At 45.9% G+C, this 12,789-nt stretch carries 10 protein-coding genes; 7 read left to right on the forward strand and 3 right to left on the reverse strand.

Annotated features, from left to right (window positions below):
• The first annotated feature begins 75 nt into the window (after nt 1-75).
• Nucleotides 76-1,023, forward strand: a complete 948-nt coding sequence (locus MTR11_RS20610; protein WP_243328303.1) for a glutathione S-transferase family protein — start codon at nt 76-78, stop codon at nt 1,021-1,023.
• Between the two features lie 113 nt (nt 1,024-1,136).
• On the opposite strand, the gene MTR11_RS20615 is transcribed toward MTR11_RS20610, so the two are convergent.
• Nucleotides 1,137-1,559 carry a hypothetical protein gene (locus MTR11_RS20615; protein WP_012841581.1) on the reverse strand — a complete coding sequence of 141 codons (423 nt, stop codon included), beginning with the start codon at nt 1,557-1,559 and terminating at the stop codon, nt 1,137-1,139.
• A gap of 286 nt (nt 1,560-1,845) precedes the next feature.
• Between MTR11_RS20615 and MTR11_RS20620 the strand changes: the two genes are divergently transcribed.
• Nucleotides 1,846-3,123 carry an MgtC/SapB family protein gene (locus MTR11_RS20620; RefSeq protein ID WP_046874406.1) on the forward strand — a complete coding sequence of 426 codons (1,278 nt, stop codon included), beginning with the start codon at nt 1,846-1,848 and terminating at the stop codon, nt 3,121-3,123.
• 111 nt (nt 3,124-3,234) lie between these two features.
• Here the strand turns inward: MTR11_RS20620 and pta are convergent, their stop codons facing one another.
• The gene (gene pta / locus MTR11_RS20625) at nt 3,235-5,379 is read right to left on the reverse strand and encodes a phosphate acetyltransferase (RefSeq protein ID WP_005396636.1); all 2,145 of its coding nucleotides are present in this window, start codon (nt 5,377-5,379) and stop codon (nt 3,235-3,237) included.
• A 136-nt stretch (nt 5,380-5,515) separates the two neighbouring features.
• On the reverse strand, nt 5,516-6,712 hold the full coding sequence (locus MTR11_RS20630; protein ID WP_005396635.1) for an acetate kinase: 1,197 nt from the start codon (nt 6,710-6,712) through the stop codon (nt 5,516-5,518).
• Between the two features lie 346 nt (nt 6,713-7,058).
• Here MTR11_RS20630 and yfbV point away from each other — a divergent pair, with 346 nt between their 5' ends.
• The 5 genes from yfbV (at nt 7,059) to malZ (ending at nt 12,675) form a co-directional block, all read left to right on the forward strand.
• On the forward strand, nt 7,059-7,511 hold the full coding sequence (yfbV, locus tag MTR11_RS20635; protein ID WP_005380809.1) for a terminus macrodomain insulation protein YfbV: 453 nt from the start codon (nt 7,059-7,061) through the stop codon (nt 7,509-7,511).
• Between the two features lie 329 nt (nt 7,512-7,840).
• Nucleotides 7,841-8,806 (forward strand): ABC transporter substrate-binding protein, encoded by a 966-nt coding sequence (locus tag MTR11_RS20640; RefSeq protein ID WP_047010059.1) that lies wholly within the window; start codon nt 7,841-7,843, stop codon nt 8,804-8,806.
• Nucleotides 8,807-8,980: 174 nt separating this feature from the next.
• Nucleotides 8,981-9,916 (forward strand): ABC transporter permease, encoded by a 936-nt coding sequence (locus MTR11_RS20645; RefSeq protein WP_054574798.1) that lies wholly within the window; start codon nt 8,981-8,983, stop codon nt 9,914-9,916.
• Nucleotides 9,913-10,707 carry an ABC transporter ATP-binding protein gene (locus MTR11_RS20650; protein WP_114323289.1) on the forward strand — a complete coding sequence of 265 codons (795 nt, stop codon included), beginning with the start codon at nt 9,913-9,915 and terminating at the stop codon, nt 10,705-10,707. The genes MTR11_RS20645 and MTR11_RS20650 overlap by 4 nt, the downstream gene beginning before the upstream one ends.
• A gap of 141 nt (nt 10,708-10,848) precedes the next feature.
• The gene (gene malZ, locus MTR11_RS20655) at nt 10,849-12,675 is read left to right on the forward strand and encodes a maltodextrin glucosidase (protein WP_243328304.1); all 1,827 of its coding nucleotides are present in this window, start codon (nt 10,849-10,851) and stop codon (nt 12,673-12,675) included.
• Nucleotides 12,676-12,789: the final 114 nt, after the last annotated feature.

The raw sequence follows: 12,789 nt of genomic DNA on the forward strand, positions 1-12,789 counted from the left end.
TGTCCTAAGTTCAGTGATTTTCTGTTTGATAGGAAACGCTAATATAGACATAAACAGAATGAGAGGAGCGCAATCATGGGTAAGTTGGTCGAAGGTGTTTGGCATGACGTCTGGTATGACACAAAATCAAATGGTGGCAAATTTGTGCGTGAAGATGCCGGATTCCGTAACTGGGTTAAAAACGAACCTGATGCGGAGTTTAAACCAGAGTCTGGTCGATACCATTTGTATGTCTCTCTTGCTTGTCCTTGGGCACACCGAACGCTCATCTTCCGCAAGCTGAAAGGCTTAGAACCCCATATTGATGTCACGGTTGTTTGCCCGGATATGTTAAGCCAAGGCTGGCAAATGGGGCTTCCTGAGCCACTATTTGGTCACACTCGTATGCACCAAATCTACACGCAGGCCAAACCAGATTACACAGGCCGTGTAACTGTGCCTGTGCTTTGGGATAAAAAGACCAATACGATCGTGTCGAATGAGTCGTCAGAAATTATTCGTATGTTTAACACGGAGTTCAATGAGTTAACAGGAAACCACGATGACTATTATCCAGAACAGCTAAAGCATGTTATTGACGAGTGGAACGATTTTGTTTATCCAAACGTCAACAATGGAGTGTATCGCTGTGGTTTTGCGACCACGCAAGAGGCATATGAAGAAGCATTCGATTCTTTATTCGCTGCGCTAGATAAAATCGATTCGCACCTAGCGACGCATCGTTATTTAGCGGGGAATACTATTACTGAGGCTGATTGGCGTTTGTTTACGACTCTGATCCGTTTCGATGCCGTGTATGTGGGCCACTTCAAATGTAATAAGCAGCGCATCGCAGACTACGAAAATATTCAAGGATACTTAAAAGAGCTGTATCAAGTCGAAGGCGTCGAAGAAACCACGGATTTCTACCATATTAAACGTCACTACTATTTCAGCCACACTGGGATTAACCCGACGCAAGTCGTACCCAAAGGGCCTGATTTAGACTTAAACTCTCCTCATGGAAGAGAAATAATTAGCTAGTTTGCTACCTCCATCAGAAATGAAAAAGTACTTAACGGTTAGCAATATCGTTAAGTACTTTGATGCCAACTAAATACTAGGAGCAGGAGAGTGACTCTTAAGTGTGCGCTCGTCTACTTAGCGCGTACGACGTCCATCACTAATTTTCCGTCGACTTTTACAGGGCCATCTTCTTTGGCTCCGAGTGTATATTCAAATACGCCAGTCTTCATTCCCCCTTTTTCTCCGTGGACCATTAGCATCAGCATGTCGCCAGACTCAACCGGTTCCATCAAAATTGCATTCACGTTCTCATTCTGTCCCATCTTTAGTGGGGCATAGCCGATAACAGGGCCAGGCTTCATTGATTCGTCTGTTCGGTGGACTACCATCCATCCGTTGTCGTCAGCATGAGCCATTTTTGCGGTTACCGTTCCTCCGGACATATCTTGATCAACGCCTTTAATGCTTGGGGCTGAAAAGCTGAATGAAGAAAAACTGAACAGAATTGCAGCTAAACCAAGCTTTAGCAGTGAGTTGTTGATGGAGTTGTTCATATGTATTCCTTACTTATGTGTGAGTTTGCGTAATTGCAGTCCATCTTCGTTACGTAGTTCTAGTAAGAAAGTTCAGTTGAAATGTAAATAATGCTGATAAATTGAACAGGGAGGATCGCTTCGTTCTATTACGTTTTGGTGGTAGGTAAAAGAATAATGAAATTATAAGACGCAATGGTAAGCCAGGTGCCGGGGCCATTTTCTGATTATCCTCTCATCGTCACAGCTTCTTACCCATATTCAAATAAACTAATGATATAACAACCGCTTTTTAACGGGGTGATGCATGGATATCAATGAGTTTGTCAGTGGCGAGCATCTAATTTGGAATCTGCTTATTGCTCTATTACTAGGGGCAATTGTTGGCACCCAACGTGGCTGGGTGATGCGCAATAGCGTAGAAGGCAGTCGTGTCGCGGGCATTCGTACTTTTTCTTTAGTCGGTTTACTCGGTGGTTTAGTTGGCATTCTCGCCAACATCTATACACCTTTACTCATTGGTTTTGCGCTTATCGCTTTAGTCATCCTCACTTGCATCGCTTTTGTTATACAGCAGAAAAAGAGCGGAGATGTGAGCATCACTGGCGTGGTTAGTATCATGGTGGTGTTTGTTCTGGGTAACCTTGCCGTGTCGGGTGAGGCTGTTTTAGCTGCAGCAGCGGCCGTCATAACCGCTGTGGTGCTCGATAACAAAAGAGAGCTACATCAAGCACTACAAAAACTGCAAGAGTATGAGTTAGACGCAGCACTGCGTTTATTACTTATCTCGATAGTCATGTTACCCCTGTTACCAAATCAATCTTACGGCCCTTGGAATGCACTTAACCCGTATGAGATTTGGTGGATGGTTGTGCTGATCGCTAGTATCTCTTTTGTCGGTTATTTTGCGATAAAGATCGGCGGGGCGAAGCGAGGTATTTTGTTTACGTCTGTATTTGCGGGGCTTAGCTCTTCGACAGCATTAACATTGCAGTTTTCCCATCTTTCTCGTGAGCAAGCGAGCATCAGCCCGTTACTCGCTAGTGGTATTCTTTTGAGCTGCGGAACCATGTTCCCTCGTTTACTTATCGTACTGTCTGTTATCAATCCACAATTAGTGAAACTGCTTTGGCCAATTGTGATGGCGATGATGGTTGCGCTGTACATTCCGGCATGGTGGATTTGGCGCAGAAGTGAAGTTGAGCAGATTGAGCAATCAAATAAGCAAACGAACCCTCTTGCTTTGCAGTCGGCACTGTTCTTTGGCCTCGTGTTGGCGGTGATTATGCTGCTTGCTCATGCTTTGTCTGACTGGTTCGGCAACGCGGGGGTGTTGATCCTTTCTGCTTTATCAGGGATTACTGACGTTGATGCGATCTCGTTAACCCTCGGACGTCAAAGTACGCAAACATTGAGCGTGACCACTGCTGCGTTAGGCATTTTGATTGCCGCTTCGGTTAATACCATTGTGAAAATGGGGATGGTCATCGCGATAGGGGATAAGAAGCTTTGGCGCCGAATCGCACCCGTGATGACAGGTTGTGTTGTGGTTGGGGCTGGGGTATTTATGGCGCTGTATTCGTAAGAGCGTATTAGTGCTATTGCTAATAGCCTCTTTGCTGTGTGGCCAACAATAGAAAAAGCCCTCGACGAATCGAGGGCTTTGGATAGTTGTCCAACTAGATGTCAGAAGCGATTATTTAGCTTCTTGGTCTGCTTGGATTGCTGTTAGAGCGATTGTGTACACGATATCGTCTACTAGCGCGCCACGAGACAAGTCGTTTACAGGCTTGCGCATACCTTGCAGCATTGGACCGATAGAAACTAGGTCAGCTGAACGTTGTACCGCTTTGTAAGTCGTGTTACCCGTGTTTAGGTCTGGGAATACGAATACTGTCGCTTTACCTGCTACTGGAGAGTTAGGCGCTTTAGACGCTGCCACGTTTTCCATGATAGCTGCGTCGTACTGTAGAGGACCGTCGATCACTAGATCAGGACGCTTCTCTTTCGCGATGCGAGTTGCTTCACGTACTTTATCAACGTCTGCACCCTTACCAGATTCACCAGTAGAGTAAGAGATCATAGCAACGCGAGGGTCGATACCGAATGCTGCTGCAGAGTCAGCAGATTGGATAGCGATTTCAGCAAGCTGTTCAGCGGTTGGATCTGGGTTGATCGCACAGTCACCGTAAACCAGTACTTGATCAGGCAGAAGCATGAAGAATACTGAAGATACGATAGACGCATTTGGTGCAGTCTTGATGATTTGGAACGGAGGAACGATAGTGTTCGCCGTAGTATGAACAGCACCAGAAACTAGGCCGTCAACTTCGTCGTTCTCAAGCATCATTGTGCCTAGGAATACTGAATCTTGTAGCTTCTCACGAGCCACAACTTCAGTCATGCCTTTCGCACCGCGCAGCTCAACTAGACGAGCAACGTAGTTTTCACGAACAGCATCGGCATCGATGATGGTTACGCCAGTACCTAGCTCAACGCCTTGTTGAGCTGCTACGCGACGGATTTCATCTGGGTTACCTAGAAGCACACAGTCTGCAATACCGCGTTCAGCACAGATTGCTGCCGCTTTAACAGTACGAGGTTCGTCACCTTCTGGAAGAACGATACGCTTGCCTGCTTTACGAGCAAGTTCAGTTAGCTGGTAACGGAACGCTGGTGGGCTTAGACGACGAGACTTCTGAGTGCCTTCAGTCATTGACTCGATCCAGTTACCGTCGATGTGACCAGCAACGTGCTCGTTGATGAACTCGATACGCTCTTTATCGTCTGCAGGTACTTCGATGCTGAAGCTCTGTAGGTTTAGAGATGTCTGCCAAGTGTTACCTTGTGCTTTGAAGATAGGTAGACCAGTGTCGAACGCTGGTTTACATAGACCTTCGATTTCGCGAGGGATGTCGTAACCGCCAGTTAGCAGTACAGCACCAATATCCACACCGTTCATTGCAGCAAGAGAAGCAGCAACGATAACATCAGGACGGTCTGCAGAAGTAACAAGTAGAGAGCCAGGTTTGAAATGCTCAATCATGTTTGGCAGAGAACGTGCACAGAAAGTGATGCTCTTGATGCGACGAGTGTTGATGTCACCTTCGTTGATGATATCTGCTTTCAGGTGCTTAGCCATGTCGATTGCACGAGTCGCAATCAGATCAATGCTCCATGGCACGCAACCTAGTACACGAATTGGAGAAGTGTTGAAGATTTCCATCACTTTCAATTCGTTTTGTTTCGCGCTATCTGCATCGTCAAAGATTTCAGATAGGTCAGGGCGAGTACGGCCAGCTTCGTCAACAGGAGCGTTTAGCTTGTTGATGATAACGCCAGAGATGTTTTTGTTCTTAGTGCCGCCGAAGTTAGAACATGCTACTTCGATACGCTCTTTCAGTTGCGCTGGGTTATCAGTACCTGGAGTCGCAACTAGCACGATTTCTGCACCAAGTGTTGCCGCGATTTCCGCGTTTACTTGGTTTGCAAATGGGTGCTTACGAGTAGGTACAAGACCTTCGATTAGCGTAACGTCTGCGTCTTTGTTGATTTGGTTGTAACGTTCAACAACGGTTTCTAGCAGCTCGTCCATGTTGTCGTTACCGATTAGGCTTTCAGCAACAGACATCGCCATTGGTTCACCGATCTTCATATCGCTGTTGTGGCCAACGATAGTTGAAGTCAGATCTGGCTGATCACCACCTGAACGTGGCTGACAGATTGGCTTGTAGAAAGAAACTTTAACGCCTTTACGCTCCATAGCGCGAAGAACACCCATGCTAACGCTTGTTAGGCCAACGCCTGCGCTAGTAGGGATAAGCATAATAGTACGAGACATTCGTAGAGTACCTTTAGCTATTTGGGGGATAAAAGCTCAACTCTTATTCCATGAAGCTCGAAGAATAGGAGTTGAGCCCCTAAGAAATTCGTTTGAATGAAAATCTGGCTAGCCGAGTGGCTAGCCAGTAATTCAATTAAAGACCTGTCAGGCGTGCAGTGTCTTCAGCGATGACTAGCTCTTCGTTAGTAGAGATAACCATTGCAGGGATACGGCTGTTTTCAGTCGTGATAACGCCTTCGCCGCCGAAGCGAGCTTTAAGGTTAGCTTCGCTATCTACTTCGATACCGAAGATGCCAAGACGGTTTAGAACCATTTCACGGATAGGGCCAGAGTTCTCGCCGATACCGCCAGTGAAAGTGATTGCGTCTAGACGGCCGTCCATTGAAGCAGTGTAGCCAGCTACGTACTTAGCTAGACGGTGGCAGAACACGTCCATTGCGCGTGTTGCTTCTTCTTTCTCACCGTAGTTGTCTTCAACGAAACGACAATCAGAAGTCACTTCAGTTAGACCTTGAAGACCAGACTCTTTAGTTAGCATCGTGTTGATTTGATCAACAGAGTAACCTAGAGCGTCGTGTAGGTGGAAGATGATCGCAGGGTCGATGTCGCCACAGCGAGTACCCATTACTAGACCTTCAAGTGGAGTAAGACCCATAGAAGTGTCTACAGATTGACCGTTCTTGATTGCACATACAGACGCGCCGTTACCTAGGTGACAGTTGATGATGTTTACTTCTTCAACTGGTTTGTTTAGTAGGCCAGCAACTTCACGAGTGATGAACAAGTGAGAAGTACCGTGCATACCGTAACGACGGATACCGTGTTCTTTGTATAGGTTGTATGGAAGAGCGTATAGGTAAGACTCTTCAGGCATAGTTTGGTGGAACGCAGTGTCAAATACAGCAACGTTTTTCAGCTCTGGGAAGTTTTTCTTAGCCGCTTCGATACCGATGATGTGGGCAGGGTTATGAAGAGGTGCAAATGTTGCAGCGTCTTGAATACCTTTTAGAACTTCATCAGTGATTAGTGCAGATTGAGTGAACTGCTCGCCGCCGTGAACGATACGGTGACCGATTGCGCCTAGGTTAGCTTTAAGCTCTGGCTTAGAAGCAAGAATAGTTTCTACCATAAACGCTAGTGCTTCTTCGTGAGCTGCACCATTGCCTAGTTGAGCTTCGTGCTTGCCATCAAGTTTCCACTTGATGCGAGCTTCAGGAAGGTGAAGACACTCAGCAAGACCTGATAAGTGCTCGTCGCCGTTCTCGGCATCAACAACGGCAAATTTAAGAGAAGAACTACCGCAGTTTAAAACTAAAACTAGCTTAGACATGTATGACTACCTGTTATTCGTCTGATAAAAAATCAGTTAAAGAATGAAAAATTAATCACAAGAATAGCCGATACCCAGAAGGCTGCGTACTAATCCTGGTCAAAAATTGTTCTAATTCCATATAAAGAAATAGTGATGAACCCATCCATCACTATGATGCGCTCCGTGCAGATAGATATCTCGGAGTTGCTTAAATTGTAAATAACAGCAACAATGAGATTGAGGGTCTGCAAAGGATAGCGATAATAAGCAATGATAACAAAAAAAATTTGAAAGAATATTAACTTTCATCAATTTTTTGTACCTTCAGTTGAAATGTTCAACTATTTTTTAGTGAGAGAGCGGTATGAGTAATAAAGTCGGATTGATCCATAGCCTGAAAGATGGCCAGAATTACATGGAGATCTGGCCGGTTCGTAAAGAGCTAAGCGCCATATTTCCGGAACAGCGTATCATTAAGGCGACTCGCTTTGGCATTAAAGTCATGCCAGCCGTTGCTGCGATCAGCGTACTCACTCAAATGGCATTCAACAATTACCACGCGTTACCTCAGTCTATTGTTGTCGCCTTGTTTGCGATTAGCTTGCCACTCCAAGGGATTTGGTGGCTTGGTGCTCGATCCAACACGAAATTGCCGCCTTCTCTGGCGTCTTGGTATCGGGAACTGCATCAAAAAATTGTGGAAACAGGTTTTGCACTAGAGCCTGTTAAAGCTCGCCCTCGTTATAAAGAGCTTGCGATAATACTGAACCGAGCGTTTCGCCAGCTCGATAAGTCGTCACTAGAGCGTTGGTTCTAATTTAAATTGTTTGAAATGGAGTGTGCACTAGCCGCTCCATTTTTGATCCTGCCTCTATTACCTACTTTGACGGTCGTTGATGAAGCGAGCGAAGCTTTGTTTACCAAAGATTCTTTCCGGATGAAGAAGTCCCCCGATCACAAATGTTGCTTTAGTGTTAAATCTTTCTTTTCTTTACTAAGACTTAGTAGTAATAATAAAAACAAGATGCGCAAGAAGTGCACAGTTATACGAACACAACATTACCCCCTTCAAACATTTGAATTCACGAGTCGATATTCATGTTGAATGCTCGCGAAACAAGGACGAAGTCACATCAAGGAGTTATGATGAAAACGAAACGTTTATTAGCCACTGCCGTTCTATCTGCTACTGCTATTTTCTCTTCTGCCAATGTACTGGCCGCCACTGCAACCGTTGCAGTTTCACAAATTGTCGAACACCCGGCGTTAGACGCGACGCGCCAAGGATTGCTTGATGGTTTGAAAGCGAAAGGCTACGAAGAAGGCAAAAATCTAGAATTTGATTATAAGACCGCACAGGGTAATCCAGCGATTGCGGTGCAAATTGCCCGTCAGTACGTCGGCGAAAATCCTGATGTGTTAGTGGGTATCGCGACGCCTTCGGCACAAGCCTTGGTGTCGGCAACGCGCTCTATTCCTGTTGTCTTTACTGCGGTAACAGACCCGGTCGGTGCGAAATTGGTTAAGTCGATGGAACAACCAGGCAAAAACGTAACTGGCCTGTCTGATCTTTCACCCGTTGCTCAGCATGTCGATCTCATCCAAGAAATTCTCCCTCAGGTGAAAAGCATCGGGGTTGTATTTAATCCCGGTGAAGCTAATGCCGTGACTTTGGTTGAACTGCTAAAAGAAAGCGCAGAAGCAAAAGGCATACAAGTGGTTGAAGCGACCGCACTAAAAAGTGCTGATGTTCAGTCTGCGACTCAAGCGATTGCAGCGAAATCAGACATTCTTTACGCCCCAACAGACAATACAGTTGCAAGTGCGATTGAAGGGATGATTGTGGCAGCGAATCAAGCGAAGAAACCTGTATTTGGTGGCGCGACGTCGTATGTCGAAAAGGGTGCAATTGCAGGCTTAGGTTTTGACTACTACCAGGTTGGTGTACAAACCGCGGATTACGTGGCGGCGATTCTTGATGGTCAAGAACCAGGCAAGCTGGATGTAAAAGTCGCGACGGGCTCTGACCTTGTAATTAATGAAAGCGCAGCATCTAAGCTCGGTATCAAGCTGCCAAGTTCTGTGGTTGAACGTGCGACAAGCATGCAATAAGTAACGCTTTTTGGGGTTAAGCCTGTCACGTTGGTTGGTAGAGGCTTGCCCCAAAATTGATACTCGCCGGACTTCTCGTGTAGAGCATTCTGCTAGAGAAGAAGGGGAGTATACGTTAGAAGTCTTAAGTTCAGGTTGGTATTAGCCAGCCTGAGCATGCAGAAAGGAGCAGTTATGTCTGCATTTGCTTTTTTTGGCGCACTCGAAATTGGCTTAATTTATGGCCTAGTCGCTCTGGGTGTGTATCTTACGTTCCGTGTTCTCGATTTTCCCGATTTGAGTGTGGATGGCAGCTTTCCAATGGGAGCTGCGGTGGCTGCAACGGCGATTGTCGCAGGTATTAATCCTTGGCTTGCGACAATAATGGCGATGATAGCTGGTAGTATGACGGGGTGGGTAACCGCTTTTCTGGCTGTTCGGTGTGGTATTTTGCACCTGTTAGCTTCCATTCTTACCATGATCGCGGCATTTTCAATCAATATTCGTATTATGGGCAAACCTAATATGGCGTTGCTTGGAGAGGATACGATTCTCACTCCGTTTGAAGCCTTGGGCGATCCGATGTTCATTCGCCCTCTGGTTGTTGGGGTCTTAGTTCTTTTGTCCGCTTTCTTTGTCATTCGCCTGCTGAACAGCGACTTTGGTCTTGGTTTACGGGCCACGGGCGTTAATGCGCGTATGGTTTCTGCTCAAGGGGCGAGCACTGGTTTTTATACCTACTTTGGGTTGGCTTTATCTAACGGTTTTGTCGGATTCGCAGGCGCGTTGTTTGCACAAACGAACAGCTTTGCGGATGTGACCTCTGGTGTGGGCACCATTGTGGTTGGTTTGGCTGCTGTGATTTTGGGCCAGACCCTTATTCCCGGGCGAAAAATTTGGGTTGCGGTATTTGCTGTCATCATCGGTTCGGTACTTTATCGTCTTGCAGTGGCTTTCGCTTTGAGCTCTGGCATGTTTGGTTTACAAGCTTCAGACCTCAACCTTGTTACCGCAGTATTGGTGGCTGTGGCGCTTATTGCTCCAAAGCTAAAACAGAGCATGAGAGCGAAACAACGCGTTACTGATGCTAAACAAGCGGCATCAAAAAATGGTTCTGGGGAGGCGTTATGATTGAACTTAATAATATTCAGGTCACGTTCAACCCAGGGACGATTTTAGAAAATCGTGCATTGAAAGGCGTCTCTTTAGAGGTTCCAGAGCATCAATTTCTTACCGTGATTGGATCTAATGGCGCAGGAAAATCGACGTTGCTTGGCGCGGTAACAGGCGAGACGCCGATGATAGGTGGTCAGGTGATCATTGATGGCAAAGACGTCACCAAGCAGACGGTTGCCCAGCGTGCGACGCAATGCGCACGAGTGTTTCAAGATCCATTGGCCGGAACCTGTGGAGAGCTAACGATAGAAGAGAACATGGCTTTAGCGTACATGCGTGGTAAAAAACGCAGCTGGGGGTTGGCGCTCTCTACTAAACGTCGCAAGCTGTTCCAAGAGCGAATTAGCATCCTAGGGCTTGGTTTAGAAGACCGCTTGGGCGATAGCATTGGGTTGCTGTCTGGTGGGCAACGACAAGCCGTTAGCCTTGTGATGGCGACGTTATCGGAGAGTAAGTTGTTACTGCTTGATGAACACACGGCTGCGCTTGATCCCCGTATGGCGGCGTTTGTTATCGACTTAACTAAGCGTATTGTCGATGAGTTCGATTTAACCGTGATGATGGTGACGCATTCGATGAAAGACGCATTAGCATGTGGCGATAGGACCGTAATGCTTCACCAAGGTGAAATTGTGCTAGATGTGGCTGGAGAGCAGCGCGCTAACATGCAAGTACCAGACTTGTTGGATATGTTCTCCAAAGTGCGTGGTGAAGAGCTTGCAGATGACAGTCTCTTGTTGAACTAAGCAGTATCCTACTAGTTACTACGCCTACTAAGTGTGATCCTCCTTGGGAAAATTGGCTGATATGTCAACTCGCAAGGAGGATTTCTTGTTTCTCATTCTTCAATAACATAGTGGCATATCCGATGACGAGGAGTGCCCATAATGAACCTGCCATTTATTTTTCATAGTCAAACTATTGATGGTTTAGCTTTTAATCAAGAGCAAGTCACAGTCAGACTGAAAACCGAGACATTGGATTTTGATTCCGTATATGTGCGTCTTGAGCCGGACAATGAAGAATATCTGGTCGACATGGCTCAAATTGGAACAGCTGGGGAATTGTTACTATGGGAAGCATCGTTCCGACCAAATCGAGATCGAGATGTCACACATTATGTGTTTAAGCTTCTCAAAGACGGACAACAATACTGGCTCGATGCACGAGGCGTACAAAAGCGTATTCCACCCAAAGAGTTCCACTTTAAGTTGAATGTAAACCATCAACCACCAAGCTGGGTCCAAGAGCAAGTGTTCTATCAAATCTTTCCTGACCGTTTTTCTGCTAGTAAAAGTGAATCTGACATTCGTAAAGCTTATGTTCAGCATGATTCAGAAGCGATCATTAAATCGTGGGGAGAAGCGGTAGGCTCTCACCAAAATACCGGGGCACGTGAATTCTTTGGCGGCGACCTCAAAGGTGTGGAACAAAAGTTGGACTATCTTGAACAGCTCGGCGTTACTGCGCTTTATTTTAATCCGATCTTTTCTTCACCAAGTAATCATAAATACGACACCACTGATTACTTCACTGTTGACCCTATGTTCGGCACCAATGATCAGTTTGCTGAACTGTGTGAGAAAATCCGTGGTAAGAATATGAAGATTGTCTTAGACGCGGTGTTTAACCACACGTCAGTGCATCATCCTTGGTTTGATATCCAACAAAAAGGAGAAGGGGCGTATGGCAATCCGCAGTCAAAGTTCCGCGATTACTACTTTTTCGAAGACGAAACCAATCATTATATCGGTTGGAAGGGTATTGGAAACTTACCGGTTCTGAACTTTGAAAATGAACAGGTGCGCGACTACATCTACCAAAGTGAAGAGTCTGTCATTAAGTATTGGCTGAAGCCACCGTGCTTGGTTGATGGCTGGCGATTTGATGTTATCCATATGCTTGGCGAAGGAGAGGGAGCGAAAAACAATGCTCATTATGTTGAAGCGTTTCGCCATGCGACGAAGTCAGTCAATCCGAATGCCTATGTGCTAGGTGAGCACTTTTTTGAAGCAACGCAGTGGTTGCAAGGTGATCAAGAGGATGGGGCGATGAACTACTACGGTTTTGCTCATCCAGTTCGAGCTTTTATCGCGCAGCAAGATATTATGTATGAACCAATCAACATTGATGGTTTGGAGTTTAAAGCATGGTTGGACGAAGCCAGAGCAAAAATTCCATTTTCGAATCAGCTATCGCAGCTAAATCAACTCGATAGTCATGATACTGCTCGTTTTATCACACTGGTTGATGGTGATAAGCGTAAAATGAACATCGCACTTGCTCTGCTCATGACATACGTCGGTACACCTTGTATTTACTATGGGAGTGAAGTCGGACTAGAGGGAGGGCTGGACCCGGATAATCGTCGCTGTTTCCCTTGGAATGAAATCGAAAACTCAGCATGGCTGTCGATTTACAAGCAATGGATTTCGATACGTAAACAGTACAAGTCTTTACAGTCTGGTAGTATTCAATGGCTGCATTGCGATACCAACGAGCTGGCTTATGCGCGCGTACTTGGAAGTGAAGCGATCGTTGTTGTGATGAATCTAAGTGGCGATGAGTGTTCAATTGACATGCCTCTGTGGCAACTTGGTTTGGAGGCTACCCATCTTTCGTCACTTCTGGATGGACGCGAACTTATTGATTATAAGGGTCATCTTTCTGTCAATATACCTGCACAGAGCTTCAAATTGTGGCAACTGAAGTGACACTACATTCTATATTGATTAAACTTCTTTAATATATAAACAGTCTCCTACAATGCGTACACATTTGTTGGTTATCTGATTATCTGGCGATGCGCACTACGCATTGCCAGTTGA

This window comes from Vibrio sp. CCB-PB317 (assembly GCF_022808245.1).
GTDB classification, from domain to species: domain Bacteria; phylum Pseudomonadota; class Gammaproteobacteria; order Enterobacterales; family Vibrionaceae; genus Vibrio; species Vibrio diabolicus.

Bases quoted from the DNA above. Each gene is read 5' to 3' on its own strand.
- MTR11_RS20645 (WP_054574798.1), top strand. From the start codon at position 8,981: ATGTCTGCATTTGCTTTTTTTGGCGCACTCGAAATTGGCTTAATTTAT.
- MTR11_RS20640 (WP_047010059.1), top strand. From the start codon at position 7,841: ATGAAAACGAAACGTTTATTAGCCACTGCCGTTCTATCTGCTACTGCT.
- MTR11_RS20615 (WP_012841581.1), bottom strand. From the start codon at position 1,559: ATGAACAACTCCATCAACAACTCACTGCTAAAGCTTGGTTTAGCTGCA.
- MTR11_RS20630 (WP_005396635.1), bottom strand. From the start codon at position 6,712: ATGTCTAAGCTAGTTTTAGTTTTAAACTGCGGTAGTTCTTCTCTTAAA.
- MTR11_RS20620 (WP_046874406.1), top strand. From the start codon at position 1,846: ATGGATATCAATGAGTTTGTCAGTGGCGAGCATCTAATTTGGAATCTG.
- MTR11_RS20650 (WP_114323289.1), top strand. From the start codon at position 9,913: ATGATTGAACTTAATAATATTCAGGTCACGTTCAACCCAGGGACGATT.
- pta (WP_005396636.1), bottom strand. From the start codon at position 5,379: ATGTCTCGTACTATTATGCTTATCCCTACTAGCGCAGGCGTTGGCCTA.
- yfbV (WP_005380809.1), top strand. From the start codon at position 7,059: ATGAGTAATAAAGTCGGATTGATCCATAGCCTGAAAGATGGCCAGAAT.
- malZ (WP_243328304.1), top strand. From the start codon at position 10,849: ATGAACCTGCCATTTATTTTTCATAGTCAAACTATTGATGGTTTAGCT.
- MTR11_RS20610 (WP_243328303.1), top strand. From the start codon at position 76: ATGGGTAAGTTGGTCGAAGGTGTTTGGCATGACGTCTGGTATGACACA.